The organism is Jeotgalibacillus campisalis (assembly GCF_000829515.1).
Classification (GTDB): domain Bacteria; phylum Bacillota; class Bacilli; order Bacillales; family Jeotgalibacillaceae; genus Jeotgalibacillus; species Jeotgalibacillus campisalis.
This window is the reverse complement of sequence record NZ_JXRR01000014.1, coordinates 243,118-268,812: the sequence shown is the minus strand read 5'-3', so window position 1 is coordinate 268,812 and position 25,695 is coordinate 243,118. Positions and strand designations below refer to the sequence as shown.

At 39.7% G+C, this 25,695-nt stretch carries 28 protein-coding genes and 1 pseudogene; 11 read left to right on the top strand and 18 right to left on the bottom strand.

Annotated features, from left to right (window positions below; translation table 11 throughout):
* Nucleotides 1-40 precede the first annotated feature (40 nt).
* Nucleotides 41-1,222, top strand: a complete 1,182-nt coding sequence (locus KR50_RS08425) for a nucleoside recognition domain-containing protein (RefSeq protein ID WP_041057266.1) — start codon at nucleotides 41-43, stop codon at nucleotides 1,220-1,222.
* 24 nt (nucleotides 1,223-1,246) lie between these two features.
* On the opposite strand, the gene coaD is transcribed toward KR50_RS08425, so the two are convergent.
* Both coaD and rsmD read right to left on the bottom strand, forming a co-directional pair.
* Nucleotides 1,247-1,726 (bottom strand): pantetheine-phosphate adenylyltransferase, encoded by a 480-nt coding sequence (gene coaD / locus KR50_RS08420; protein ID WP_041057264.1) that lies wholly within the window; start codon nucleotides 1,724-1,726, stop codon nucleotides 1,247-1,249.
* A gap of 4 nt (nucleotides 1,727-1,730) precedes the next feature.
* Nucleotides 1,731-2,300 (bottom strand): 16S rRNA (guanine(966)-N(2))-methyltransferase RsmD, encoded by a 570-nt coding sequence (gene rsmD, locus KR50_RS08415; protein ID WP_041057262.1) that lies wholly within the window; start codon nucleotides 2,298-2,300, stop codon nucleotides 1,731-1,733.
* A 137-nt stretch (nucleotides 2,301-2,437) separates the two neighbouring features.
* Here rsmD and KR50_RS08410 point away from each other — a divergent pair, with 137 nt between their 5' ends.
* Nucleotides 2,438-2,827, top strand: a complete 390-nt coding sequence (locus KR50_RS08410) for a DUF7147 family protein (RefSeq protein WP_041057259.1) — start codon at nucleotides 2,438-2,440, stop codon at nucleotides 2,825-2,827.
* Nucleotides 2,828-2,871: 44 nt separating this feature from the next.
* Here the strand turns inward: KR50_RS08410 and KR50_RS08405 are convergent, their stop codons facing one another.
* Nucleotides 2,872-3,147 (bottom strand): YlbG family protein, encoded by a 276-nt coding sequence (locus KR50_RS08405; RefSeq protein ID WP_041057256.1) that lies wholly within the window; start codon nucleotides 3,145-3,147, stop codon nucleotides 2,872-2,874.
* 83 nt (nucleotides 3,148-3,230) lie between these two features.
* On the opposite strand from KR50_RS08405, the gene KR50_RS08400 reads away from it, so the two are divergent.
* Entirely contained in the window at nucleotides 3,231-3,548 is a 318-nt protein-coding gene (locus KR50_RS08400; protein ID WP_156969490.1) for a hypothetical protein, read from the top strand.
* 87 nt (nucleotides 3,549-3,635) lie between these two features.
* Nucleotides 3,636-4,538 (top strand): glycerophosphodiester phosphodiesterase, encoded by a 903-nt coding sequence (locus KR50_RS08395; RefSeq protein ID WP_041057252.1) that lies wholly within the window; start codon nucleotides 3,636-3,638, stop codon nucleotides 4,536-4,538.
* Between the two features lie 50 nt (nucleotides 4,539-4,588).
* On the opposite strand, the gene KR50_RS08390 is transcribed toward KR50_RS08395, so the two are convergent.
* Nucleotides 4,589-5,035 carry a YlbF family regulator gene (locus tag KR50_RS08390; RefSeq protein WP_041057250.1) on the bottom strand — a complete coding sequence of 149 codons (447 nt, stop codon included), beginning with the start codon at nucleotides 5,033-5,035 and terminating at the stop codon, nucleotides 4,589-4,591.
* Nucleotides 5,036-5,159: 124 nt separating this feature from the next.
* Nucleotides 5,160-5,531: a spore coat protein YlbD gene (ylbD, locus tag KR50_RS08385; RefSeq protein ID WP_041057248.1), complete on the bottom strand. Its 372-nt coding sequence runs from the start codon at nucleotides 5,529-5,531 to the stop codon at nucleotides 5,160-5,162.
* 89 nt (nucleotides 5,532-5,620) lie between these two features.
* On the opposite strand from ylbD, the gene KR50_RS08380 reads away from it, so the two are divergent.
* Complete coding sequence (locus tag KR50_RS08380; RefSeq protein WP_041057246.1) at nucleotides 5,621-6,106, top strand: PaaI family thioesterase; 486 nt, start codon at nucleotides 5,621-5,623, stop codon at nucleotides 6,104-6,106.
* A 99-nt stretch (nucleotides 6,107-6,205) separates the two neighbouring features.
* Here KR50_RS08380 and KR50_RS08375 read toward each other — a convergent pair whose 3' ends face one another.
* Nucleotides 6,206-7,282 (bottom strand): CAP domain-containing protein, encoded by a 1,077-nt coding sequence (locus KR50_RS08375; RefSeq protein ID WP_052476905.1) that lies wholly within the window; start codon nucleotides 7,280-7,282, stop codon nucleotides 6,206-6,208.
* A gap of 206 nt (nucleotides 7,283-7,488) precedes the next feature.
* Between KR50_RS08375 and KR50_RS08370 the strand changes: the two genes are divergently transcribed.
* The gene (locus KR50_RS08370; protein WP_041057242.1) at nucleotides 7,489-7,848 is read left to right on the top strand and encodes a YugN family protein; all 360 of its coding nucleotides are present in this window, start codon (nucleotides 7,489-7,491) and stop codon (nucleotides 7,846-7,848) included.
* 199 nt (nucleotides 7,849-8,047) lie between these two features.
* Nucleotides 8,048-9,097 carry a sporulation integral membrane protein YtvI gene (gene ytvI / locus KR50_RS08365; protein WP_332307477.1) on the top strand — a complete coding sequence of 350 codons (1,050 nt, stop codon included), beginning with the start codon at nucleotides 8,048-8,050 and terminating at the stop codon, nucleotides 9,095-9,097.
* An 88-nt stretch (nucleotides 9,098-9,185) separates the two neighbouring features.
* Here ytvI and KR50_RS08360 read toward each other — a convergent pair whose 3' ends face one another.
* From KR50_RS08360 to cyoE, 7 genes are all read right to left on the bottom strand, one after another.
* Nucleotides 9,186-9,647, bottom strand: a complete 462-nt coding sequence (locus tag KR50_RS08360; RefSeq protein ID WP_041057239.1) for a DUF420 domain-containing protein — start codon at nucleotides 9,645-9,647, stop codon at nucleotides 9,186-9,188.
* Nucleotides 9,648-9,682: 35 nt separating this feature from the next.
* Nucleotides 9,683-10,591 (bottom strand): cytochrome c oxidase assembly factor CtaG, encoded by a 909-nt coding sequence (gene ctaG, locus KR50_RS08355; RefSeq protein WP_041057237.1) that lies wholly within the window; start codon nucleotides 10,589-10,591, stop codon nucleotides 9,683-9,685.
* A gap of 175 nt (nucleotides 10,592-10,766) precedes the next feature.
* Nucleotides 10,767-11,099: a cytochrome c oxidase subunit IVB gene (ctaF, locus tag KR50_RS08350; protein ID WP_041057235.1), complete on the bottom strand. Its 333-nt coding sequence runs from the start codon at nucleotides 11,097-11,099 to the stop codon at nucleotides 10,767-10,769.
* 3 nt (nucleotides 11,100-11,102) lie between these two features.
* Nucleotides 11,103-11,732 (bottom strand): cytochrome (ubi)quinol oxidase subunit III, encoded by a 630-nt coding sequence (locus KR50_RS08345; RefSeq protein ID WP_041057234.1) that lies wholly within the window; start codon nucleotides 11,730-11,732, stop codon nucleotides 11,103-11,105.
* Nucleotides 11,732-13,621, bottom strand: coding sequence for a cytochrome c oxidase subunit I (gene ctaD / locus KR50_RS08340; RefSeq protein ID WP_041057232.1), 1,890 nt, complete (start codon nucleotides 13,619-13,621; stop codon nucleotides 11,732-11,734). The genes KR50_RS08345 and ctaD overlap by 1 nt, the downstream gene beginning before the upstream one ends.
* Before the next feature lie 37 nt (nucleotides 13,622-13,658).
* A complete protein-coding gene (gene coxB, locus KR50_RS08335; RefSeq protein WP_041057231.1) occupies nucleotides 13,659-14,771 on the bottom strand; it encodes a cytochrome c oxidase subunit II in 1,113 nt (370 codons plus the stop codon).
* A gap of 91 nt (nucleotides 14,772-14,862) precedes the next feature.
* Nucleotides 14,863-15,777, bottom strand: a complete 915-nt coding sequence (gene cyoE, locus KR50_RS08330; protein ID WP_041057229.1) for a heme o synthase — start codon at nucleotides 15,775-15,777, stop codon at nucleotides 14,863-14,865.
* 424 nt (nucleotides 15,778-16,201) lie between these two features.
* Here cyoE and KR50_RS08325 point away from each other — a divergent pair, with 424 nt between their 5' ends.
* Complete coding sequence (locus KR50_RS08325; RefSeq protein WP_052476989.1) at nucleotides 16,202-17,077, top strand: COX15/CtaA family protein; 876 nt, start codon at nucleotides 16,202-16,204, stop codon at nucleotides 17,075-17,077.
* A gap of 299 nt (nucleotides 17,078-17,376) precedes the next feature.
* Here KR50_RS08325 and pyc read toward each other — a convergent pair whose 3' ends face one another.
* The 3 genes from pyc to KR50_RS08310 all read right to left on the bottom strand — a co-directional run bounded on the left by pyc (nucleotide 17,377) and on the right by KR50_RS08310 (nucleotide 22,514).
* Nucleotides 17,377-20,820 carry a pyruvate carboxylase gene (gene pyc, locus KR50_RS08320; RefSeq protein ID WP_041057227.1) on the bottom strand — a complete coding sequence of 1,148 codons (3,444 nt, stop codon included), beginning with the start codon at nucleotides 20,818-20,820 and terminating at the stop codon, nucleotides 17,377-17,379.
* Nucleotides 20,821-20,864: 44 nt separating this feature from the next.
* Nucleotides 20,865-22,109, bottom strand: coding sequence for an FtsW/RodA/SpoVE family cell cycle protein (locus tag KR50_RS08315; protein ID WP_041058160.1), 1,245 nt, complete (start codon nucleotides 22,107-22,109; stop codon nucleotides 20,865-20,867).
* A gap of 123 nt (nucleotides 22,110-22,232) precedes the next feature.
* Nucleotides 22,233-22,514, bottom strand: coding sequence for a YlaN family protein (locus KR50_RS08310; protein WP_041057226.1), 282 nt, complete (start codon nucleotides 22,512-22,514; stop codon nucleotides 22,233-22,235).
* 231 nt (nucleotides 22,515-22,745) lie between these two features.
* Between KR50_RS08310 and KR50_RS08305 the strand changes: the two genes are divergently transcribed.
* Complete coding sequence (locus KR50_RS08305) at nucleotides 22,746-23,243, top strand: molybdopterin-binding protein (protein ID WP_041057224.1); 498 nt, start codon at nucleotides 22,746-22,748, stop codon at nucleotides 23,241-23,243.
* A gap of 61 nt (nucleotides 23,244-23,304) precedes the next feature.
* Here KR50_RS08305 and KR50_RS08300 read toward each other — a convergent pair whose 3' ends face one another.
* Nucleotides 23,305-23,760, bottom strand: coding sequence for a pyridoxamine 5'-phosphate oxidase family protein (locus KR50_RS08300; protein ID WP_041057222.1), 456 nt, complete (start codon nucleotides 23,758-23,760; stop codon nucleotides 23,305-23,307).
* Between the two features lie 159 nt (nucleotides 23,761-23,919).
* Between KR50_RS08300 and KR50_RS08295 the strand changes: the two genes are divergently transcribed.
* Both KR50_RS08295 and KR50_RS08290 read left to right on the top strand, forming a co-directional pair.
* On the top strand, nucleotides 23,920-24,123 hold the full coding sequence (locus tag KR50_RS08295; RefSeq protein WP_041057219.1) for a YlaI family protein: 204 nt from the start codon (nucleotides 23,920-23,922) through the stop codon (nucleotides 24,121-24,123).
* Nucleotides 24,123-24,578 carry a hypothetical protein gene (locus KR50_RS08290; RefSeq protein ID WP_041057217.1) on the top strand — a complete coding sequence of 152 codons (456 nt, stop codon included), beginning with the start codon at nucleotides 24,123-24,125 and terminating at the stop codon, nucleotides 24,576-24,578. Before KR50_RS08295 ends, KR50_RS08290 begins: the two co-directional genes overlap by 1 nt.
* A gap of 96 nt (nucleotides 24,579-24,674) precedes the next feature.
* On the opposite strand, the pseudogene KR50_RS08285 reads toward KR50_RS08290, so the two are convergent.
* A pseudogene (locus tag KR50_RS08285) lies at nucleotides 24,675-25,625 on the bottom strand (threonine ammonia-lyase); the annotation flags it as partial.
* Nucleotides 25,626-25,695 lie beyond the last annotated feature (70 nt).

Sequence of the window (25,695 nt, the reverse complement as noted above, 5' to 3'; positions counted from 1 at the left end):
TTACATTCAGGAACTGTCATTAAAGAGAGGAAACCTTACTATGAAGCAGCGTCTATACCCCCACCTGTTTTCAGCAGGAATCTTTTTTTGTTTACTTGGTCTTATTGTACACCCTCAGGCCTCACTTGATGCTTCCATTAAAGGATTGGAACTTTGGTGGACCATTATTTTTCCCTCTTTGCTTCCTTTTTTCATTTTGGCCGATCTTCTCCCACAATCAAATTGGATGTCCTCGATTGGAAGAATGGTTCAGCCAGTAATGAAGCCGCTGTTTAACGTCTCAGGCAAAGGTGCAATGGTTCTCCTTTTAGGGTTCACATCCGGTTTTCCTGTCGGAGCGAAATTATCTGTAAAGTTATATAATCAGGGAGAGTTAAGCTTTTCAGATGCCCAGAGACTTGTTTGCTTTACGAACGGAGCTAGCCCCATCTTTATTCTTGGTGCTGTGTCTGCCGGTTTATTACATACCCCCAAAGCAGGTATTTTATTGTTAACAGCCCACTATGCAGGAAATTTTATTATAGGAATCTTCGCAGGTAGAATGATCAAAGAAACAAAGGGGTTAAAAAACACCGTTCTTAAGACTGAGCATAAATCTTCTCTTTCATTTGGTTCAGCTCTTCAAAGTGCCGTGGCTGCATCTGTTCAGCAATTGATGGTCATTGGCGGCTTGATTATACTTTTTTCTGTAATCAGTTCAGTAGCGGTTAAATTCCACCTTTTTGAAATTCCTGCATTCATTTTGAAAGAGCTTAGTTTGTCTGCTGGTATATCAGCTGACTGGGTTAGTGGATTTTTATTGGGGATTTTAGAAATATCAAATGGTGCAGCCACAGTAGCAGGTGACGAAAAAAACCTACTGGTAAGCTGCTTGGCTGTCCTAGCCATCATATCATTTGGAGGATTTTGTATTCACGCGCAAATTATAGCATGTATACATCAATCCCCCATTAAGTATAAACCATTTCTTCTCGCTCGAATCGCACATTTAATTCTTTCACCTATTATTTTTCTTATTCTGATAAAAGGGATGAACCATTCCGTTTCCTGGCTTCCTTCTATGAGTGAACAGGTGATTGCATCTCCTGTGAAAAACCAGCCTTTTTTGCTTTTAAACTGGTTCATTGAATTTGGCCCCGTCATCAGCATAGGAGCCATTTTGCTTGCTGCTATCGTTATCATGCGTCAGCTTAACAAACCATACAAAAAAACATGGAGATAACAGATTCATGTTATCTCCATGTTTTTATTCGTATTTTTTTTGCAAAGCTTTCTCCACCTGAGGAGGCACTAATTCAGATATATCGCCTCCGTACTTAGCAACCTCTTTCACGATGCTTGAACTTAAAAAAGAATATTGATTATTTGTCATAATAAAGAACGTTTCAAGCTCCTCGTGGAGAACTCTGTTCATTGAGGTAATTTGCATTTCGTATTCAAAGTCAGATACCGCTCTTAACCCCCTTATAATGACGTTGGCCTCTACTTCCCTTGCATAATTTACTAAAAGACCCTGATAAGAATCAACTTTAATATTGGGAATATGCTTAGTAACTTCTTTAATTAAATTCATTCTTTCTTCTACTGAAAAAGCGGGTTTTTTTGAAGAATTATTTAACACGACAATTCTTAACTCATCAAAAACTTTAGCACCCCTTGAAATAATATCCAGATGTCCATATGTAATCGGATCAAAACTACCCGGGCAAACTGCTCTGCTTCCCATCCCGTTATTCCTCCTCATCGTAAAAAGCATGTTTGTAAATCGTTATTGCTGTAGTTCCATAGGTTTCTTTGCGGCTGCATACCAGTGTTCCAATAGCTTCTGGCAGTTCCACCTCAGCGTCGTGTTCACACATAATAATGCCGTCTTGTGTTAATAGTTTATCTCTCTCAATTTTCTCCAGCAAGCTCACAAGCTTTTGAAGCTTATATGGAGGGTCTAAAAAAATGCAGCTGAATTGAATCCCTCTTTTTGAAACCGCTTTCAATGCTCTTTCTGCTTCGTTCCTGAAAACTTCTGAATGCTCTATGTAATGGCAGCGCTCAATATTTGATTTAATTGTATGTATAGCATCCCGGTCACGATCAATAAATACCACTTTTTCAAGTCCTCTGCTTAGACCTTCCAAGCCGAGACTCCCGCTGCCTGCAAAAAGGTCCAGCCCGATGCCGCCATCAAAATAAGGGCCGATCATATTAAAAATCGATTCTTTCACTTTGTCTGTCGTTGGCCTGGTATTTAAACCCGGTACAGCTTTAAGCTGAATGCCTTTTTTTTCACCTGAAATTATTCTCATTTCATCACCACTCACTCATAATGTCGAACATAATGCTACCATACTTTATTCTTCATTGCTATTACTGATACAATGAGCAGATGTTAAATACCCGTTTCAATGGTAAAATGAGATGGGTTCGAAAGGATGTGATAGAAATGATCCAACGATTTATTGAATTAGGAGAAGGCTATTCCGATTTATACGAGTTTTTGGAAATTGTAAAAGCAAACTCACATCGTATTGAGAGAATTCTTGCTCTTCATACAAATAGCAAAGAAAAATCAAAGACTTCAGTTGTGGCAGTAATGAAAAAGACAGACCCGGGTAATTTTCAGGCGCTATACATTTGCCGGGAAGGAATTCCTAACCCAACACACACGCCGAACAAAAGGTTTGAATTAGTTAAGTCTAGTGCCGCTGAATTCGGACACTCTTTTATAGAACTTGAGGTTCAACCTTCGAGCAGGTTTGCCGAGAAAGAATTGTTTTTCCACTATTTAATTGGCATTTTACGTATGAATCGATATATTAGTCCCTTATCCTAAAAAAAAGCCGGCATTTTGCCCGGCTTTTACTGAATGCTGCTGGATTACAGGCCCATTTTATAATCGTATTCCTTGGCCTTATCCGGCTTTGCATTTTCATATTCTGTTTTAACAAATGGGCGCTGAGAGACTTCCACTTTTTTCACATAGGAATAGTTAGATAATTTATCTGCAAGCTTTTCAACTTCATTCTGGTTGCAGTATAATAATACATATTTCATCTTTCTGGAAACATAATGGACGTTTCCAAACCTTCTTAATGTCTTAGCATGTTTTAAGCTGTGGAGCCATACGATTAGTCCTTGTCGTTCCATTAGCATATTCATTACCTCACCTGATTTTCTTATAGTAAATTGTAGCACACGTGAACATTGATCGGCAATCATATCAAAGAGGAGAAGCGATGATGGATATCGACCTTATATGGGAGAATTTCGTACAGAGGCTGAGTCAAACAGATGGAATTTCCTGTGTACGGTGGAAAAAAATAGCCGGCATTCCCTTTTTATATATTTTTGTCGATGGCATAGATACAGAGCGTCTGCATTATGCGATCAAAAAAAATGCCGGCAAAGCGATGAGAGGCAAGCGGCTTCACGCAGAAACAGTCCCCGTCCGCCAATCTGAAAATGAGTATGTTTTCCGTCACCGATTTTATGTGCCTCAGGAAAAAATGTTCTGCTGCGGAAATCTATGTCCTGACTGTATTCGCTTCAAATAAAGCTCAAAAAAGGTTACATTTGTTGTCGAGAGGGTAACATGCTACCATTAAGGTAGAAAAGATACATAATGAAACGGGGGATACACTATGGGTAAGAAAACAAATATAGGATTAGCATTAGCAGCTTCCGGAGCGGCTTTATGGGCTGGTTCCAAAATGGCTTCCAAGCCTGTTAAAAGGCCTGAGAAAAAATATTTTGAAGGTGAAAAGCCACGTGTTTACGCTCACCGCGGCGGAGCTGACTTAGCTCCTGAAAGCTCGATGGCAGCGTTTAGACATGCTGCAGAGCTTGGTGTCGACGGGTTTGAAATTGATGTTAGATTGACTAAAGATGAGCAGCTGGTCGTTTTTCATGACAGATTTATTGACCGTACAACAGACGGTGCAGGAAGAGTTGCAGATTACACATTGGATGAACTGAAAGAATTTGATCTAGGTTTTCATTTCCGTGACTTACAGGGAAAACAAACGTACCGTGGAAAAGGCGAGAAAATACTCACGCTTAAAGAACTTTTTGAAGCCTTCCCAGACCACTTGATAAATATTGACATGAAAGAAGATCCGGATACATATGAGGGCAGCCTTATGCCTTCTAAGGTATGGCGATTAATTGAAAAATCAGGGGTGGAAGATCGCGTGCTTGTTACAAGTTTTTATGATGAGCAGATCGATCGCTTCTCTCTATATGCTCAAGACCGGGTGGCTATTGGTGCAGGAGAAAGTGAAGCAAGAAAGGCTTTTTCATTATTTAAAAGCGGTTTTGGTCATCTTTATTATCCAAAAGCGGATGCTCTTCAAATCCCAACAAAACACGGTGTAGTGCCGTTGGATTCTCAATCATTTATTGAATTCCTTACTTCTCTTAATGTTCATGTAGAATACTGGACTGTAAATGATGTGGAAACGATGGACCGCCTGCTTCGCTATGGCGCACATGGACTTGTGACAGACCGCCCTGACATTGCTCTTCAGCTAATTTCACAAGAATAATCAAAAAACCCCCGTTGCTTTTTACAGCAACGGGGGTTTTTTATAGGCGGTCACGCTGAACACGAGCACCCTCCACCTGAACCACATCCACCGCTGCAGCTCGATCCGGAATCAAAAAATGCATTTCCGGTAGGGATTTTTACATGTTCCGATACAGAATGCCCAATAATTTTACTCACTTCATCAAGAAGACTTTGCACATTATTTTCTGCGATCCTGAATTGAGCCACATTAGGGTCCATGTCCATTTCCCTTTTTCTTTCCCTGATTTCTTTCATCACTCTTGAATAATCAGGGTGATATCTGCCAAAACGCTGAACTTCCTCATAAAGTTCTTTAAGCTTGGCAAATCGATTTATTTTATCCATTGATTCTTTAGTAGAACGCAACTTCTTATATTTATCTAAATAATTTTGTGTATCTTCTGATAACAAAATCATCTTGCTTAATTCATCTGTTGAATCCAGCAATTCAATTCCTTCTATGGTAGCAAACATTCTTCCACCTCCGTGATAGTAGTTTATCACGAAAGGATAAAAGTTGAAAATTATTCTTTCCATTCCCATGCATTCTTGCTTTTATTTCATCATTTTCCATAACGGTCTGTTATGCTATTTCTTGTCATTTCCAATAAGTCATATAAGATTCATTTTTTGTTCCGGCTGAAGGGCCTGCCTTTTTTGAAGTCTGGGACTGAAACTGCGATAATAGTCCGGATACCATTTCTAAAGCATCTTTACATTGCTCTACATATTGTTCAATTTGATCATCATCAAGTGACTGCAGCTTTGTTTTAATCGAGTGAATCCACTGTTTGGATGTTGCAGACTCAGAACTGTCCGCAAGCCATCTCTTATCATCTTCTCCAAACAAATACCAATCCTCGAATAAATCCTGCCAGGTCCGTTCTTTATTCCTTACTTTTTGTATAATGTGCGGATTTTTCACTAAAAAAGCTTTAAATTCCTGCAGGCGTTGTTCCCTTTGTTCCATCCCTATCGCTCTCCCCTCTGGTATTAGGCCACCTCTATGCTTTATGATATGATGAATACGATACATTGGTTAAGGAGGAACAGGAGTTAATGAAAGAAGATTTACGTGATTTAACCGAGAATTTATTGACTTATGGAACAAAAGAAGATCTTTCTGTTCTTAAACAGGTTCTTACAGGACTGAATGATAAAATTGATAAAAAACACACTTCTTACACCAGCGCTCTTTTAAATATGAATAAGGATGTGAAATCAGCATCTTGTGTGGTGAAAATACCTGTTTCAAGCACATTGCATAATTCATTAGGCATCGTGCATGGAGGAATGTCTGCTACATTGCTAGATACAGCAATGGGATCACTGGCAAACCATTTAGCCCCGGAAGGGATGGGGGCTGTAACGAGCCAGCTGAATGTTCATTTCCTGAAGCCAATTACAGGAGAAGAAATGACTGCCACGGCGAGCATACTGCATCAAGGCCGTAAAACTATGGTAGTAGAAGCATCTATTAAAAATCCATCAGGTGAAATTGCAGCTCATGGAACGGGGTCATTTTACTTAATAAAGAAAAAATAACCTTATTAAAAAATATAAGCAGGCACATTACCCAAGTGAAGGTAGTGTGCCTGCTTTTTTTAAAGGGATCTTGTATTTTTACAAAATCTACATTTATTCTTAACTATCATCTTCATTTTCTTCATCCATATCGTATTTAATGAAATCTTGAGTGAAAAATAGGTAGTATACACCCGTTCCAAGATGTGTATATTCTTCTTTTAACATTGTTTCACGATGTCCCTCAGAATTCATCCAGGCATGAAGAACTGAAAAAGAATGAGTATAGTTCGACGCACTATTCTCAGATGCTTCCTCAAACGAAGCAATCCCTTCTGTTAATCTTTGTTGGAGCGTTCCCTGCAATGATTCATCTGTCAGCAGAGAATCCTCGTATAAAAGTCTGCTTTGCTCTTTTGCAATCCCGGCTAATTGAAAGTCAGGCTTAAGTGCGCTTATGCTCCGCTGCTTACGGATAACATTTGTCATTTCAAAGAGCTGCTGTTCGGCTGCAGCATCAATTTCCGTTTGATTTGCCTGCTCAACCGGCACAGCTGGCAAATCTCCTCTGTAAACCAATTCATAAGGTCTTTGTTCAAGAAGTGTCTCTTTATCCATAAAATAAACAGCTAATATGTTTCCTGTAAAACGATCCACAAACAACTGTCCATACATATCACCAAATGGGACAAGCAACCTGGTATGAAGATCTTGTTCACTTAATTCAAATTGATACACCCCATTATCACTTTCTACGATAATCTCGCTTGTAATCATCGTAAACCGATAAATTTCTTCTAATGGCTGTCCAATTTTAAACGGTGAAAGATCAATGTTCTCACCAAGCACATAAATCGCTTTTACCGTTTCGTCTTTCACAGCTACTTGTATATATGCTTCTGCTCCGCCCTGATAAATTAACCACTCTAAGTCGTAATATCCGGGATCAATACGGTCAGGTTCACCCCATTTTGTAATAAACTCCTCAACAGATTTTCCTATATAGACCGAGATTCCGCTTTTTGGTCGTGTTAATCCATCCGAAAGGTCTGCAGGTACGTTTGTTCCTTTATCATCTCTGGATAACTTTACAGGTTCATTTTGTAACAGTTCATTTTCCTGTACAGAAGGACCATCATAAAAGCCAATTAAAAATATGATGACAAGGACCACCAATATTCTTAAAAATACTTTCACTATCGTACCTCCTCTCCCACTCTTCTTTTCTTAATTATACACATAGGCCTAATGGATGTGTAGGATGTTACATTTTAGAGGTTTTCAAGATTTCGCCACAACTATGGTAAATTAAATATGTGACATAATTGCAACTTGTATTTTTTTCGACTATTATAAAATGAGACGATTATTTAAAGTAAGGAATTACAGGAGGGAAATTTTGCATGCGCTTTGAAAACACTGGCCTCGAAACATTACTTATTGAACTGGATCGACTCGATGAAACTATGAGAAACCATGGTTTAATTCGTGCAGGTCAATGGGATTGGGAAAGAGTTACATACGATCGTAAGTTCGAAATTCGTGAAGGCACATTTTATTTACGGATATTCGGTTACACCGAAGACGGAGATGTCGGCGCACATGATGCTGATATTAAGTTATTGACTCCCCTTTTAGGTAAACATTATTATCCACATGGTGTTGAATACGGAGAAGGTGAAGAATTCCCTTCCCATCTTGTTCAGACATGTGAGAAAATTCTAGTGGCTTTATATCAAGAATTGTCATTAATCACTGAATAATTGATTATAAAAGAGCCAGGAATTTTTGGCTCTTTTATTAAATTCACCTATTTCACCCTCACTCCATGCACCATTTTAGATCAGCAGACATCCTATATGCTCCACCCGGCTGCATTTGATTTTTTATTCAATTATAAAAGAAGACGAATCATATAAGCTCACATATTGAAATTAGGGAAGGGGTCCTACATTGTCGAAAGTGTTTACGAAACGAAATGGCTATATTTTATCTCTCTTAATTATTGCCATACTCGTTATTTACTTTATATTGCCTGTGTCGGTCCCGTTAATAATGGCTCTTATCACAGCGCTCATACTGGAACCTTTAGTAAAGTTTCTTCAGCATTATTTTAAGATTAAAAGGAAATGGTCTGTTGGCATTACTTTTATTTTGTTTATTGCCTCAATCACTATTCTTTTATATTTTTCTATTACACGCTTAGTTGGGCAGGCTATTCAATTCGTTGAAAATCTCCCTGATTATGTAAATGAATTGTCTGAGTGGTGGACTGAATTTGAAGCGGAACTTACTGTCGCATTTGCGAGAGTGCCAACGCAGGTTCTTGATGAAATCAGTGCTGAGATGGAAAACTTCCTCACTGATTTCCGAACGAGTATTACTTCCTTTATTAATATTGAAACCGTTACAGGTGCTGTGACGAATATACCAGAATACCTTGTCAGCTTTATCGTTTATTTAATCGCTTTATTTTTAATTATGATCGATCTGCCAAGAATCAGATCGGGTATCTATACACATCTAAAAGAGCGCACCGCAGAGAAAGTAAGATTCATGACAGCCAGGCTCTCTAAAGTGATCTGGGGATTTGCAAAAGCGCAATTTCTTGTAAGCCTGCTTATTTTAGCTGGTTCCCTAATCGGCTTGTGGATCATTGCACCGGAAGTTGCTTTGATTATGTCACTAGTTATCTGGATTATCGACCTTATTCCCATTATCGGTTCCATAGCAGTATTAGGTCCCTGGGCCATCTTTCAATTAATTACTGGTGATATTGAACTAGGAATACAACTTTCAGTGCTGGCCGTTGTGCTTCTGCTTATCAGACGGATTGTTGAACCAAAAGTAATGGGCAGCCATATTGGTCTTTCACCGCTGGCTACTCTCGTTGCTATGTTCATCGGACTGAAACTATTTGGTCTATTAGGATTTATCATTGGTCCATTAGTATTAATCATTTTTAACTCTTCAAAAGAAGCAGGCATCATTAAGGTAAACTTTAAATTTTAGCGTATGCTATTAAAAAAACTCACTTTCATTATCGAAAGTGAGTTTTTTATTTTCTCTATTTTAAATGACTAAGAAATAATTAGATTCATTATGATCCTAGAATTGCTTTAATGACCGAAGTTGTTTCCCCGCCATCATAGAGGACATACAATAGAGAATAAACCATAACCCCGGTGGTGGCAGTGAAAAACCAAATAACAGACGTGATCGGGCCAATCCTTCTGTGTTTTTTTATATTATTCTTATAGCCCAGCCAAATGGTAACAAGTCCAAATACTGCACCAGTTGTAGCTAAAATAATATGGAAAACAAGAAAAATTGTATAATAAATTTTAATGTCATCCGGGCCCCCAAAAGCGGTATTTCCGACAAAAATGGTGCGGCTGGCATAAATAATAAAGAATGTAAGTGCAGCCACAGCAGCTGCAAACATTGTTTTCTTGTGAGCTTCTACTTTTCCTTTAACTACAAGAATCCAGCCCGCTGCAACTAATATAGCACTGAGCACAATAAAAATCGTGCTCAGTGTTGGCAATAAAGGTAAACTCATCCGCAATATCCTCTTTCCCTTGAATAATCAGTACGTTAAACTTGTTCTGTTTTGTAATAAGAAGCGTTTAACAAATCACCCTCATCTTTTTCACGTCGGTACCAATCAAAGAATACCTGGGCAAGAACGACTCCATATACAATCTCCTGAATGATCTTCATGACAACGCCGCCTGTCTGCTGGTCGTCTAAAGGAGGCATGTTGCTAAAAAGCTCAGGTCCTGTCAATCCAAGTGAAGCCAGGCTTTGCAAAGTCCCAGCTGGCACACATAGAGCCATTGCCTCAAGCCATGCTCCCCCATTATAAAACGTTTCGTACATTGGGGCGTCTGCAAAGATAATCAGCGCACAGGCGGGTGTCAGTAAGATCCCATCTGCGAAAATATATCCAATCTTTTTAAGACCACTCAGTCGATATTCATCCTCCACCTGATTGACCAGCGGCCACCACATAAAGAACGCCAATGACAATAACAGCGCTGTGTATCCGGCATGCAAAACCTCATCCACTTTAATGGTATCAAATATTAACGGAATATGATAAAAGGAAAACACACCATTAAATAAGATGAGCGCAATAATCGGCATCGTAAAAAATCTGAAAAAAGGTCTGACAAATCGATTGCGAATGACAGCCTTCCACATATAGCTAGGAACTGCCACAATAAATAATGGCGGGATCAATAGATAAAAGATCCCCATCTGAATCATGTGGACCGAAAACATAATATGCGCAAGTAAATCAATTGGAGAACCTTTCACGATATACGTGATGACCATCGCTGTTAGAAACAATACGATCTGTTTCTTTGTCAAAGGCTCGCTATCTTTAAAGCGGTGTCTCCATTTCGTTGCCAGCAAGAAAAACAGCACCGTGAGCACAATCATACTGATGAGAAAATAGGGACTCCATAATGCCTGGAAGCCAAAGATCTCAATTGACATCTGGCACCTTCCTTTCATTAAATACGTACTTAACTTTAATTATATCGGTGGTGCTGTTTCACTTCAACGCCCTTACATGACAAAGTCTTGACAATCTCGTGCGGCATTAAGCTGCCGACCTGAAAAAACAGGAAAAAAAGACTGCTGAGCACCTGCTCAACAGTCTTTTTTGTTTCTACCACCAGACAATCGTTAAAAATGTCAGAATGGTGATAAATGCTACCAGCGCACCGGAATATAAAAACAAAGCAGCTGCCCCGTGTCCTTTATGGCTCATGTGCATAAAATAGTACAATTGAAGAACTACTTGTAATGCTGCCAATGCAAGCAGAACCGGATAAACGAATGTTTTGTCAAACCCAGCCAGCACCATAATAAAAGCAATAAGAGTCACAAAAATCATTAATGCGAATGAAGTAACATGTTTACGCATTTCCTCTGCTGCTTTTTTACGTCTGTACTCATAGTTCACTTTCGGGTTCGCTGAAGTTGATTGTTGAGTCGCCATCAGTTATCCCACCATTCCCATTAAGTATACAACCGTAAAGATAAATACCCATACAACATCGATAAAGTGCCAGTAAAGAGAAGCTAAAAAGAATTTTGGTGCATTGTATAGGTTTAATCCCCGGTTGGTGTTCCGTATAAGCAAAAGCAAGAACCATCCAAGACCCACCACTACGTGGGCACCGTGGAAACCAACAAGCGTATAGAAGGAAGATCCAAATGCACTGCTTGTAAAGGTATGATGATACTCATGCACGTAATGGTTAAACTCGTAAATTTCAAATCCTAAAAATGCTAATCCCAAGCCAACTGTGATAATAAGCCAGGTTTTCATTTTTTGGAAATTATAATTTTTCATGTGGTACATCGCGTACACACTCGTCAGTGATGAAGTCAAAAGCAGCATCGTCATGATGAAAACGAGCGGCAATTCAAACATATCAATTGCCAGCGCATGATCATCACTTGGAACTTTATCTTTTAAAGCAAGATAAGTTGCAAACAAAGATGCAAATAGGACTGTCTCGCCGCCTAGAAATAACCAAAAACCTAAAAACTTATTTTTACCTTCAAGGGTGGTTTTTTCAGGGGATTCCGGCCATGTTCTGCTTGTGAATTTTTGCTCAGCATCCATTATTCCCTACCCCCCTCATCGTCTTTTAACAAATCTTCTTTGTGTATATGGTAGCCATGGTCATCCTTAAGTGAACGGACAGCCATTGACCCTAATGTAATCAATAAGCCGATAATCAATACTGGTATCGCCCAGACAAAGCTTTCACCGTCTGATGCTCTCCAGTCGACTTGATACATGGCTCCAAATGCTGCAATAAATAATCCAAGCGACATAACAAACGGTATAAATGAATTGTTAGGCATATGGATGTCTCCAACTGGTTCTGCAGGAGTCATTTTTGTATTTCCTTCCATTTTTTCAATCCAGTAAGGATCAAGACCACGTACTAATGGAAGCTGCTTGAAGTTGTAAAATGGCGGTGGTGAAGCGATCGCCCATTCTAATGTACGGCCATCTCCCCAAGGATCATTTCCAACCCTGACATTTTTGATTTGCGTAATAATAATATTGTACACAAGCACCAATACAGCGACGGCCATAAAGACTGCACCGATTGTACTGATCAAGTTGAATAGATTAAGCCCCTGGCCATCAAGAAACTTCCAGATACGTCGTGGCATCCCCATTAAACCGAGGAAATGCTGAACAAAGAACGTAGCATGGAAACCAATTAAGAAAAGCCAGAACGTAATTTTACCTAAAAATTCATTTAGCATTGTGCCAAACATTTTCGGCCAGTAAAAGTGAGTCCCTGCAAGAAGGCCTAATACTACTCCTCCAACAATTACATAATGGAAGTGAGCTACAACAAAATACGTATCATGATACTGATAATCTGCAGCTGCTGAAGCAAGCATAACGCCTGTTACGCCCCCTGCAGTAAAGGAAGGAATAAATGCTACTGCGTAAAGCATTGGAGTTGTAAATACAATGCTTCCTCCCCACATCGTCAGCATCCAGTTGAAGATCTTCACTCCTGTTGGAACTGCGATTGCCATTGTAGCTACAGCAAAGATTGCGTTTGCAGTTGGTCCAAGACCAACAGTGAACATGTGGTGAGCCCAAACCATGAATCCTAAAAATCCGATCAGTACGGTAGCAAAAACCATCGCTGCATACCCAAAAAGACGTTTTCTTGAGAATGTAGCAAAGATTTCAGAGAAAATACCAAATGCCGGAAGTATCAGAATGTACACTTCAGGATGTCCAAAAATCCAGAATAAATGCTCCCAGATAATCGTATTTCCACCCATGGATACATCAAAGAAATTAGCTCCAAACATACGGTCAAACAGCATTAGAAAAAGTCCGACTGTAAGCGGAGGGAATGCAAATAGGATTAGAGCTGATGCCACAAACGTAGACCATGTGAATAAAGGCATACGCATGTATGTCATTCCCGGTGCCCTCATGTTAATGATGGTCACTAGAAAGTTAATTCCGGCAATTAATGTCCCTGCTCCGGATATCTGAAGACCCAGTACATAAAAATCAATACCATGGCCCTCTGACGTTATAGATAAGGAGGCATAAGATGTCCACCCTGCGTCAGGTGCCCCGCCTAAAAACCATGAAAGATTCAGGAAAATTCCTCCGAAGAAAAACAACCAGAACCCTAAAGAATTTAGAAAAGGAAAAGCTACATCTCGTGCTCCGATTTGCAATGGAACAACAGCATTCATAAAAGCAAACAATAATGGCATGGCTGCAAGAAAGATCATCGTTGTTCCATGCATAGTTAAAATTTCATTGTAAAGTCCTGCACTGACAAAGTTGTTGTCAGGAACAGCCAGTTGAATCCGTATGATCATGGCTTCTATACCGCCGACCAGAAAGAAGAAACCTCCGGAAATTAAATAAAGGATTGCTATCTTCTTGTGGTCGACCGTTGTGAGATAATCCCACAGGACTGCCAGGAATCCTTGTTTTTGTGCAACGGTACTCACTCATTAAACCTCCCTTGTTCGATCTCCAAGTAATTCATTACTCTGTATAAACTTTCAAACTCATTAAGTATTCTGTTAAAGCATCAAGGTCTTCATCTGACAGGTCATCTTCGTTGTAAGCGCCCATCGTATTACCTGGCTTTAGCTTATCAGCGTTACGAATCCAGTTTTTAATATTTTCTTCTCTTGACTCTTCAGGATCTCTGTTATCGAGAATGCCTGCTACGTAAGAACGTTCTCCAAATGTTGCAAGGTTAGGTCCTGGAGAATTACCTGCTCTTTCAGTAGGGGAAACAGCGTGACATGAAATACAGGCCTGGCCGTCATTGCCAAAAACCTCTTCCCCGCGGGCAATGGTTTCGTTTTCAGGTTCACTTTCTTCTTCTCCTGCTTCCTGCATAGCAGCAACCCATTCGTCAAAGTCTTCACTCGACAATGTTTGAACTTTAAAGTCCATTAACGCATGTGAAGGTCCGCAAAGCTCTGCACATTTACCGTAAAACAGGTTATCCACTTCTTCAGCACTTTCGCTGTCAAAGTTGAGATAAAAGGTATTCATGTTATCCACATTTGTATCAATCTTGCCTCCAACTGCAGGAATCCAAAATGAGTGCTTTACGTCAGAAGCGATGACATTAAAGTATACGTTTTGGTCAGTTGGAACGACTAAATCCTGCGCTGTTACAATCCCCTGGTCCGGATAATTAAATTCCCACCAGTATAGATTTGCACGCACGTCAATTACTAATGCAGTTCTATTGCCTTCTTCGTCTACTTCTTCCATTTCAGCTGTATCTGCTAAGGCAAACGTTACAGCTACTGTTGGCACCGCTAACACTAAAACCAAAATAATTGGTATAACAGTCCACAGGATTTCGAGTGTATGGCTTCCCTCGACCTGCTTTGGAATAACGTCTTCGCCGACTTTTGAACGTCTGAATTTAGTAATGGCAATAGAATAAACAATTGAAACAACAATGATAACGACAACCATTACGACTGCGCTAAGCACCATTAAGTTATATTGCCTTTGAGCCACTTCACCTGCCGGCTGAAGCGCAGACAAAAATGGCTCTCCACAGCCGGACAGAATAAACGCTAAAGCCGCAATCATCGGCAGAAGCCGCCATTTCTTTAGCCCTTTTTTCATAGCTTCATTAAACCCCTCTTTCATCTAAATAGTAGTAAGTATGGAGAATTAAATCTATATGGATTTCTTAAAAAAGAAAGAATTCCTGAAATTAAATGAACGTGATAATAACCATTCCCACAAAGAGAATTGTTAAATAGTTCAAAGAATATACAAACATTAACGTTGCCCACTTATGGTCCTCTTTCATCCGATACCCTGATATTGAAAGCGCTAACCAACCTGCATTTAAAAGCGTTGCCAGCGTTAGAAATACAGGACCAAGTGAAGACATTAAAAACGGCAGTGGAAATAAAGCGATAATCCACAGCAGCATGTGATGTTTCGTTACAGCAAATCCTTTAACTACTGGAAGCATTGGAATATCAGCAGCTCGATATTCTTCTACTCTTCTCATGGCAATGGCGTAAAAATGAGGCATTTGCCAGACAAAAATTATTAAAAACAATGCAAGCGGAATCATTCCAAGGCCCGGATCTACTGCTGACCACCCTATTAAAGGAGGAACGGCACCAGATATGCTGCCTACAATGGTATTGCTGACATACCTTCTTTTTGACCACATCGTATAGAGCACGACGTAACTGACCACACCAATTAATCCGATCACACCGGCTGTAAAGGTCGTCATAAAGAGCATGATCTGCCCGATAGCTATTAAACCAAGTCCGAGGACCAGCACACGTGATGGCTGTACTCTTCCCGTTACGGTTGGACGGTTTTTCGTACGTTCCATTAAATGGTCGATATCCCGATCTATATAATTGTTAATACTGCAAGAGCCAGCCACAATTAATGAGGAACCGATCATCGTTAAAAAGATGATATCTAATGAACCGAGGAAATGGGCATTTGTAAAATATAATGCCAGCCACAATCCTGTAAAAGTAGTAATAAAATTAGAATTTACAATTCCAATTTTTATAAGAGCGAGGAAATCTTTCCAAGCAGTTGTTCCAGAAAAATCTGCCTCTTTTACAGCCGACACAACTCGACTATTTGACACATTTTCCCCTCCTCTCCATTCTTGCTAATACATTTAACTACATCTACTATAAAGGATAGCGAACATGATTTCTATATTTAAAATGAAATTCAACTAACTTGTCGCAGCCAAAAAATAGTTAAATGTAACAATTCCTTCACATCTGAGGAAAGCTTTTTAATAATACCACAACATTAAGTTATCCTTAAATAATATTCGAATTTTTTTAAGGTTTGTGAAAAAAATTTGTCCTCTAGTTTGAATAAACTGTGTCACTTTTAAAAAAGGGTACCATCCTCCCCTATTCTGTACCATAATGGAAGAGATGTATGCTTAAATCATTTTAACTCTGATAAAATGAATAATTCCTACTATTAATTATAAGAAGGTGAATTACTTGCAATCTAAGGCTTTAAAGTTTTTAGCGGTACTGACTACTATTGTTATGCTCCTGGTTTTATTAGGTGGAGCTTTGGTTACAAAAACAGATTCCGGAGCAGGCTGCGGTCAGTCTTTTCCATTATGTCATGGGCAGGTAATTCCAGATGAACTCTTATTTGAAACCATCGTTGAACTCTCACACCGATTTGTTTCAGCACTTGCTGGAATGCTCGTTCTAATTTTGTCCATCTGGTCCTGGCGGGCGATCGGTCATAAAAGAGAGACAAATTTTCTGGCTATTCTAGCGTTCTTTTTCTTAATGCTGCAGGCTCTGCTGGGTGCGGGTGCCGTGGTATGGGGACATTCTGATCTTATTCTCGCGCTGCATTTTGGTATTTCACTTATTTCGTTCGCTTCGGTTTTGTTGCTTACTCTTCTGATTTTTGAAGTAGATAAAAAATTTGAGGCAGAGCTCATCGTGATTGATAAACGGATCCGCTATCATACGTATGGCGTTATGACCTATATTTTCTTAGTGGTTTATTCAGGTGCTTTTGTCCGCCATACGAATTCAAGTTTGGCCTGTCCTGATTGGCCGATGTGTGTAAACAGTGAATGGGCATCGCTTCCCCTAACCTCTTCTCAATGGTTTCAAATGGGACATAGATTTGCTGCTGGTCTGATTTTTCTTTGGATTGCTTATATTGCCTGGATGGCTTTTCGCAATTATAAACATCAAAAAGTTATTTATTACGGCTGGATGATTGCTTTTGGCCTAGTTTCCGCTCAGGTTATTTCAGGGGCACTGGTTGTCATTACCAGACTTAATTTAGTATTGGCATTAACGCATGCACTTATAATATCTTTATTGTTTGGACTGCTAAGTTACTTCCTATTACTTATGTCCAGGGCAAAAGTGAATTCAACTAAACATAAATAACTTGCTTTACTCATCAAAAAAAAGAGGCTGGGACAAAAGTGTCTCAGCCTCTTTGATCGGTTCACTGCGCTTCAGGCGGACGCTTTCCGCAGGGACGGCGCTGAGCCTTTCCAGGGCCTTGCCCTGCAAAGTCTCAGTTTGCCGTCATATCCTGCAGGAGTCGCCACCTTCTGCTCCGTTCACCTCTTACTATTTATAAATACTACCACGTTTTTTTAAAACTTTTTAGAGTTTTGTCCCGACCTTTATCCTTTTTTATCTTTTACAACAAAATATTTTTTGTGAAGCGAATGGACGTTTCAGGATTTTTTCTTAAGTCTTATAAGTAGATCTCCCGGTTTCAATGCCTCTCCATTTTCGACAAAGATTCCATCCACGATTCCATCAAATGGGGCCTGAACAGTGGTTTCCATTTTCATCGCTTCAGTTATCAGCAGGTGATCTCCTTGTTTGACTTCATCTCCTGGACTAATGACGACTTTAATTACCGTGCCCGGCATGGTCGCTCCCAGTTCCTCGTGATTGGCCGGGTCAACTTTTTGCTTTATTGCCACAGTTGACTTAATACTTTCATCTTTGATTACTACTTCCCGCTGCTGCCCGTTTAAATCAAAATAAAGAACCCTTGTCCCATCTTCTCTTGCTTCACCAACAGAGACAAGCTTTAAAATAAGCGTTTTGCCTGTTTCGATTTCGACCTCAATTTCTTCACCAAGTCTCATTCCATAATAGAACGTTGGTGTATCAATAACCGAGACATCACCAAATAGTTGATTTGTTGCTGAGTATTCTTTAAAAACTTTTGGATAGAGAGCATGTGCCAGCGCGTCAAAAAGTGTAACCGGACGACCTAATTCTTGGAATAGCTCTTCTCTGACCGCTTCAAAATCAACCGGCTCTAATTGCTCTCCCGGCCTAACCGTAATGGGTGTTCTGCCTTTTAAGATAACCTCTTGAAGTTCTTTTGGAAACCCTCCATGGGGCTGGCCTAAGTGTCCTGAAAACAGTTCAACCACCGAATCCGGAAAATCGATGGACTTTCCTTTTTGGATGACAGCTTCTTCATCCAAATTGTTTTGCACCATGAACAGTGCCATATCGCCTACCACTTTAGAGGAAGGTGTTACTTTAACAAGATCGCCAAAAAGCTGGTTAACACGGGCATACATCTCTTTAACTTCTTCCCACCGGCCGCCGAGTCCTACGCCTTTTGCCTGTTGCTGCAAATTACTATATTGACCGCCTGGCATCTCATGTTTATAGATTTCTGAATGAGGAGAATTCATGCCGCTTTCAAAATCTTTGTAATACTTACGTACATCCTCCCAATAATGAGAAAGAGTTTCTGCATGATCAACATTCATTTTAAGCTGTCTGCCAGCTCCGCTAAGCGAGTAATGAAGACTGCTCGCACTCGGCTGTGAAGTCAGCCCGCTCATCGAGCCAAGGGCCGTATCAACGATGTCCACACCTGCTTCGATGGCACGAGCATACTGAAAAATACCGTTTCCGCTTGTATCATGAGTATGTAAGTGAATCGGCAGTTCTACTGTTTCTTTAAGCTCTGTTATTAATCGATAAGCAGCTTCAGGTTTCAGCAGACCAGCCATATCTTTAATGGCTAAAATATGTGCACCCTGTTCCTGTAATTCTTTGGCAAGCGTTTTATAGTAGGACAAATCATACTTTGACCTGCTTGGATCCAAAATGTCGCCTGTATAGCAGATTGCTGCTTCAGCGACTTTGCCTGAATCTCTTACTGCCTCTATGGCGACTTCCATTCCTTTAACCCAATTTAAGCTATCAAATATTCTAAATACATCTATACCCGCATGTGCAGATTTCTGAACAAATTCTTTTATGACATTATCCGGGTAGTTCTTATAGCCAACTGCATTAGAAGCACGTAAAAGCATCTGAAAAAGAACATTCGGAATTTTTTCGCGCAATGTCAGCAATCTCATCCAGGGGTCCTCTTTTAAGAAGCGGTACGCTACATCGAATGTAGCCCCTCCCCACATTTCAAATGAGAATAAGTCTGATTGCAGTCTGGCAGATGAATCTGCGATATTTTTTAAATCGTTTGTCCTTACTCGCGTGGCAAGAAGTGATTGATGGGCGTCCCTGAAAGTGGTATCTGTAATTAATACATCATCCTGATTTCTTACCCAGCTTGCCAAAGCTTCCGGTCCGTGTAGATCAAGATATTGTTTTGTTCCAGAGGCTGGTTGTTCAAGCAGGTTCACCTTCGGAATTCTTGGTTCTGAGAAATATGGCTTCTCTCTTTTTTCAATGCCGGGAAAACCGTTGATGGTTACGTTCCCAATGTATGAGAGCATTTTTGTTCCTCTGTCTTTTCTTTTTGGGAAAAAGAAAAGCTCTGGAGTTGTATCAATAAAAGAAGTATCGTAATCACCTGTTAAAAAATCTTTATGTTTGACTACATTTTCTAAAAATGGAATATTTGTTTTTATGCCTCTAATTCTGAATTCCTGAAGATTTCGAACCATTTTAGCTGCAGCCTGTTCAAACGTAAGAGCCCACGTAGATACCTTGACAAGCAGAGAATCATAATGGGAAGATATTTCAGCTCCCTGATAGCCGTTCCCCGCATCAAGCCTTACACCAAATCCTCCACCAGAACGGTAAGCCATAATTCTGCCAGAGTCAGGCATAAATCCATTAAGAGGGTCTTCAGTTGTCACACGTGACTGAATGGCAAATCCATTAAGCTGAATTTTTTCCTGCACTGGTATCATCATTTTATCACTATGTAAAAAGTGCCCTTCGGCAATTAAAATTTGAGATTGAACAATGTCAATTCCCGTTATCATTTCTGTAATGGTGTGCTCAACTTGCACTCTGGGATTAACTTCTATAAAGAAAAACTCTCCGTTTGCAACCAGAAATTCAACAGTACCTGCGTTTACGTAATTGACGTTTTTAGCGAGCTTCACTGCAGCTTCACAAATTTCATCACGCAGGGCTTGAGGAAGGGAAAGAGATGGAGCCACTTCCACTACTTTTTGGTGTCTTCTCTGAATCGAACAATCCCGTTCATACAAATGAATGATGGTACCTTCTAGATCCCCCAAAATTTGTACTTCAATATGCTTTGGATTTTCAATAAATTTCTCGACATAAACTTCGTCATTGCCAAAAGCAGCCTTTGCTTCTGATTTCGCACGGTCAAAAGATTCATTTATTTCTTTAGCTGACCGGACAATTCTCATTCCCCTGCCGCCGCCTCCGAGAGAAGCCTTGATAATAAAAGGGAATCCGTGATGACGACCAAACTCCTCAATCTCTTCAACATTTTCAACAGGACCATCGCTTCCAGGTATGACCGGAATATTTGCTTCAACAGCCTGATTGCGGGCTTTTACTTTATCGCCAAACATATCTAAATGGCGTGAAGACGGGCCTATAAATACGATTCCTTCCTCTTCACAACGTCTGGCAAAATGGATGTTTTCAGAAAGAAAGCCATACCCTGGATGGATAGCATCGACCTCTGCTCGTTTTGCAATTTCAATAATTCCTTCTATATCAAGATAGGCGTCTATTGGTTTTTTTCCCTGACCAACGATGTACGCTTCATCTGCTTTAAATCGATGAAATGATCCGCTGTCTTCTTTTGAATATACCGCTACCGTTCTTATTTTTAGTTCTGTACACGCACGGAAAACCCTTATTGCAATTTCCCCTCTGTTTGCCACTAAAACTTTTTTTATAGCATTCAATGAAACTACCTCCTTATGAATGTCCGCCAAACTGATGATCGTTATTATCCTCTGTACGCTCTTTTATGCTGCTTTGTTCCTGTCTGACTGTAGTAAACAGGTTTTTCAACTGCTTCTTTATTTTTTTCATTTACGTACTTGTCTTCATATTTAACAAACATAGATACGTTTAACAGCAATCCCATAGCAAGTGACAGCAGGATTAGCGATGAGCCTCCATAGCTGATAAACGGAAGCGGAACTCCTGTAATTGGAATGACTCCGGACATACCGCCAAGGTTAATAAATGATTGAATTCCGATCATGCTAGCTATTCCAATTGCCAGCATCTTACCAAATCTGTCCTTACTTTTTATTCCAATAAAAATTCCTTTTAAGACGATGTAAGAAAGTCCCAGCAGAACAAAACCCACACCGGCAATTCCCAGCTCCTCTGAAATAATCGCCATGATAAAGTCGGTATGCGGTTCCGGCAGATACCCAAGCTTCTGTATACTCTGGCCGAGTCCGCTTCCCCATAATCCGCCGTTTCCTATAGCATAATAGGAACCTACTAATTGCCATCCATTATCATTGATGTGAGCGAAGGGGTCGGTATAAGCTGCAAATCGCCCAATTCGCTCTTCGGAAAAAATACTTTCAAAGCTGCTCCGTCTAAAAATAAAAAGGATCAAGCTGAAAAAGGCAGCTAATGCACCTCCAATACCAGCGAGCTTTAACATGTTGCCAAATTTCATTCCCGAAGAAATAATGACACTCATACCGATAACAAAAATAATAGCAGCAGTACCGAAATCAGGTTCCATGGCAACGAGAAAGCATGTAGCAACTAACACGGTCAGCGGAGGCATAACGCCCCTGTTAAATTCGTTTATGTACGTATACTTCTTAGCATATATCGCTGATAAATAGACGATAATGCCAAGCTTTGCAAATTCTGATGGCTGCAGTTGAAACGATCCCAGCTGAAGCCAGCTTTGAGCATTATTAATATTTGCCCCGAACAGCTGCACCATAAGGAGTAAGGAAAACATTAATAGGAGAATAAGAATCATCATAAATTTTTCTTTGTACAGCTTATAAGGAATAAGAGCCATCACTGTAAAGCCAATAAGTCCAATGATCAGATTCCTTCGCTGGGCATTATAGAAAAAATCTGCAGACTGATCCAATACTTCTACTGCGTAAACCATTCCTGCACTGTATACCATCACAACTCCAAAGATCCCTAACAATACGTACACAACTAGTAAGGAATAATCGTACGATTTAAACATTCTTTTCAGAATGGTCGACATTTATATCAGTCCTATCTTGATTTTAATCATTCGCTATATTAAGTCAAAAAACCTGCTTTTTTGATAAAAAAAACTCAAACAATCTTATTTGCATTGTTTGAGCATGACAACAAATTATTTATTGGTGAAAGCTTCATGTAGGATTGAAAGCTCTTTTTCAAGAGAATCCATTAACGTTTTTCCATCCATTTCATCCACAAGTCCGAGACGAACAGCAAATTCTATTTCACGGGATAACCCAAACATTTGCGTATCTAAAACCTCTTCATACAATGGACATTGGGGCATTGTCAAATTATCCATTTGAACTTTTATGAGCTGCGCGATTTTTTCAGCGTCTTTACGCAAAAGAGAATATGCTTTTTCTCGATGATCGATTTTTATTTCTGATGTCACATTGATCCCCCCATTCCATGCAAATTTCTTTCATCTATATGTCTAACCTAATAAAGAAAAATAAGATCCGATTAGGTAGTTGTTCTTTAGTAAATTGTAGCGTTTTGAACCCTAAATTGCAAGCTTCGCTCTGTTTTTCATCCAGTCTGATCAGGTGCAGGAATTCGTTCTTATGTGACAAGTAATCCCATCCGCTGTATACTTTGACTAAATAGAAGGAGGAGTTTTAAAATGAGTGAAACCATTCCGGTTACAGGAAAAGTAAAATACGAAATAACCCTTGATCCTGGTGTTTGGATTCTTGATGACCGAAAAATAGATTTATTAACATACTTTGATGAAGATCAACTACATAAAGATGAGCTGGAAGAATATACAAAGGCCGTGGCTTCACATTTTTCACGGGAAATTCAAGAAGGATCCATCTATCCCCCGACCCTGAAAACGGAGAAGAAATTCCAAAAACAAAAAATGTTAACAGGAACATTCGGTATTCCACTTAAACCTTTTTTGGAAAATGCAGAGCCCTATGCTGAAGCAGATACTTTAACAATAGAAACCTCAAACGGACTCAAACGTTTCCCAATCGATGAAGCTCTTACATTCATTCTTGCTTTCTCATATGAGGGTAAGCCTCTGACAGAAGACGGTCCTGTACATATTCTTTTTCAGGATGGTACAAACAGAAAGAACCCAATTAAACATATAAAAAAGTTTATCCTTTCATAGCAAAAAGAAAGTAATCTGTAGTTTTACAAGCTTATTAAATAGGTTATATATCCGCTGGACATCAGTGCTTCTTGAGATCATTCATTACCTGTGCATCCAGTTTTTCGGCGGCTTCTTGATCGTAGGTTTTATCAAATTTAGGTTCTTCTACTATTTTTGCGCCATAAAACATTATATCTCTTACTTCCTTTATCGCCAAGCGGACGATCGCCAGTTCTATCGGCACTTCGCCAGAAGATCTGCCTGCTGTATGTGCGCTGCCGCTTATCGAATAACACGTTTCATTCGCAATTATATTCAGCGCAATTAGAGGGTTTTTCTCAATATTTGATATAATACGTGATCGCTTGTCAACTGCAAATAAAATGACAGACTCATCTTTTGCATGCACCCATGATAAAGCATTGATCATAGGGCCGCCTGTTTCGTGATCAATTGATGCTATTTGAACAAATCTTTCATTCAGCAATTCTTCAAATAAAGCCGGTATTAATTTTGATTCAATACGATTTGCCATTCGTATCCCCCCTAGTCTTTACAGTATAAGATAATTTGGACGGTAACACACTAAAATTTATTTAAAAATTCAGTGTCAAAATCATCAATTACAACAACAAGCTTGCCCACATGCTATACTGAAACTATTGTAGGTTTCATTTTTCGGAGGTGCTTATTTATGAGAGTAAAATGCTTTATATGTGACAAAATTGAATCGATTGAAGACTGGAGTCCTTTAGCAAAAAAACTCCGAAATCGTCCTATACACACTTATTTATGTGACGAATGCGATAATCGAATCGAAGAGAAAACAAAGAAAAGAATTGCTACCGGGAACTTTACCTTTTATAAAAGTTCTCAACGCATAGAAGATGATTTTTAATGATTGTTAGAGGAACTCTTATTGGATTATTATCAGGTATTCTGTTGGGGTTTATATTAAAGGGGATGGAGATTGCTTCATCGCTGAAAGTATACACTCTGCTTTTAAATATTGATTTTATCCCGGTTGCAGGAGACATTTTATGGCCGGAATGGGCGGAATTTTTGTTTCACTTACTTGTTGCAGTCATTCTTGGTATAATTTTTTATTATGGAGCAGAGAAAATTAACGGGAGGGTTAAGCTGTACCTGTTTGCATTTCTGCTGACTTTTCCAGTAATTTTTTTGTATTTCCCGCTCTCTATGCTCGCCATCAAAGATGTTCCAGCACCTGGTGACCTGACCGCCTTTGGATTATGGAGTGCCGGACACATTTTCTATATACTGTCATTGCCGGTTTTTTATTGGCTTGTTGAATTCGTTTTTAAGAAACTGGGAGCAAACACAATAAGGTAATATCAAAATGCCCCGCAAACATGATAGTTTGCGGGGCATTTATAGTTAAGTTTAAATCTACACGTAAAAGGAAATAGCTAACCAAAAACTTTAAGGTCATAGGATAAACGAAGACCGCTGTTTTCTTTTCTGATCTTCTTTAATCGTCTGTCTGCAAATTTCAAGTTTAGCGACATCCAGATTTCCTCCACTCACAATTACCCCTACTTGATGTGCTCTGTCGGCTTGAAGATGGTTTCCCAGCAATGCCGCTATGCCTGCTGCTCCTGCACCTTCGACCAGCATTTTTTCTCTTTCTAGCATAAACAAAATGGCTTGTGCAATTTCCACTTCTGATACGGTGATCATGTCATCTACATATGACTGAATAATTTGAGTTGTGTAAACACCCGGTGATTTGACTTTAATTCCTTCAGCAATGGTGGAATGGAATGGGATCAAACTTTTGTCCAGCTGATGAAAAGCAGAAGCAATAGCTGGTGCTGATGCAGCCTGAACTCCCACTACTTTAATGTCAGGACGGACTAATTTAATGGCTAAAGCGGTTCCCGCCAGTAACCCTCCGCCGCCTGCAGGAACCACAACGGTATCCAGCTCAGGATTTTGCTGCAGCATTTCAAGTGCTACTGTTGCTTGTCCTTCAATAATCGTACTATCATCAAATGGATGAACAAAAGTAGCACCCGTTCTTTTCTGATAACGCCTCGACTCTTCGTAAGCTTCATCAAAGGATTCTCCAGTAAGTTCTACTTTTGCTCCATATTCTCTTGTGGCATCCACTTTCGAATCCGGTGTATTTTTAGGCATAAAAATAGTTACCTGCACACCTTTTTCTCTTCCGGCAAGAGCCACTCCCTGGGCGTGGTTTCCAGCGGAAGCAGCTACAATCCCCCGTTTGCACTCCAGTTCAGTAAGTTGTGAAATTTTATTAAAAGCACCCCGAATTTTAAACGAACCGGTGCGCTGCAAATTTTCAAGCTTCATCCATACCGAATGTCCGGTTCTATGATTTAATGTTTTTGACTGCTTGCATGGAGTACGATGAACAAAGTCGCTTAATCGTTCTGCTGCTTTAAATAAGCTCGCGGTGTCATGTGAATTCCCAAGTGGATCATCC

Bases quoted from the DNA above. Each gene is read 5' to 3' on its own strand.
- KR50_RS08425 (WP_041057266.1), top strand. From the start codon at position 41: ATGAAGCAGCGTCTATACCCCCACCTGTTTTCAGCAGGAATCTTTTTT.
- coaD (WP_041057264.1), bottom strand. From the start codon at position 1,726: ATGGGAAGCAGAGCAGTTTGCCCGGGTAGTTTTGATCCGATTACATAT.
- rsmD (WP_041057262.1), bottom strand. From the start codon at position 2,300: ATGAGAATAATTTCAGGTGAAAAAAAAGGCATTCAGCTTAAAGCTGTA.
- KR50_RS08410 (WP_041057259.1), top strand. From the start codon at position 2,438: ATGATCCAACGATTTATTGAATTAGGAGAAGGCTATTCCGATTTATAC.
- KR50_RS08405 (WP_041057256.1), bottom strand. From the start codon at position 3,147: ATGCTAATGGAACGACAAGGACTAATCGTATGGCTCCACAGCTTAAAA.
- KR50_RS08400 (WP_156969490.1), top strand. From the start codon at position 3,231: ATGATGGATATCGACCTTATATGGGAGAATTTCGTACAGAGGCTGAGT.
- KR50_RS08395 (WP_041057252.1), top strand. From the start codon at position 3,636: ATGGGTAAGAAAACAAATATAGGATTAGCATTAGCAGCTTCCGGAGCG.
- KR50_RS08390 (WP_041057250.1), bottom strand. From the start codon at position 5,035: ATGTTTGCTACCATAGAAGGAATTGAATTGCTGGATTCAACAGATGAA.
- ylbD (WP_041057248.1), bottom strand. From the start codon at position 5,531: ATGGAACAAAGGGAACAACGCCTGCAGGAATTTAAAGCTTTTTTAGTG.
- KR50_RS08380 (WP_041057246.1), top strand. From the start codon at position 5,621: ATGAAAGAAGATTTACGTGATTTAACCGAGAATTTATTGACTTATGGA.
- KR50_RS08370 (WP_041057242.1), top strand. From the start codon at position 7,489: ATGCGCTTTGAAAACACTGGCCTCGAAACATTACTTATTGAACTGGAT.
- KR50_RS08360 (WP_041057239.1), bottom strand. From the start codon at position 9,647: ATGAGTTTACCTTTATTGCCAACACTGAGCACGATTTTTATTGTGCTC.
- ctaG (WP_041057237.1), bottom strand. From the start codon at position 10,591: ATGTCAATTGAGATCTTTGGCTTCCAGGCATTATGGAGTCCCTATTTT.
- ctaF (WP_041057235.1), bottom strand. From the start codon at position 11,099: ATGGCGACTCAACAATCAACTTCAGCGAACCCGAAAGTGAACTATGAG.
- KR50_RS08345 (WP_041057234.1), bottom strand. From the start codon at position 11,732: ATGGATGCTGAGCAAAAATTCACAAGCAGAACATGGCCGGAATCCCCT.
- coxB (WP_041057231.1), bottom strand. From the start codon at position 14,771: ATGAAAAAAGGGCTAAAGAAATGGCGGCTTCTGCCGATGATTGCGGCT.
- KR50_RS08325 (WP_052476989.1), top strand. From the start codon at position 16,202: ATGCTCCTGGTTTTATTAGGTGGAGCTTTGGTTACAAAAACAGATTCC.
- KR50_RS08305 (WP_041057224.1), top strand. From the start codon at position 22,746: ATGAGTGAAACCATTCCGGTTACAGGAAAAGTAAAATACGAAATAACC.
- KR50_RS08300 (WP_041057222.1), bottom strand. From the start codon at position 23,760: ATGGCAAATCGTATTGAATCAAAATTAATACCGGCTTTATTTGAAGAA.
- KR50_RS08295 (WP_041057219.1), top strand. From the start codon at position 23,920: ATGAGAGTAAAATGCTTTATATGTGACAAAATTGAATCGATTGAAGAC.
- KR50_RS08290 (WP_041057217.1), top strand. From the start codon at position 24,123: ATGATTGTTAGAGGAACTCTTATTGGATTATTATCAGGTATTCTGTTG.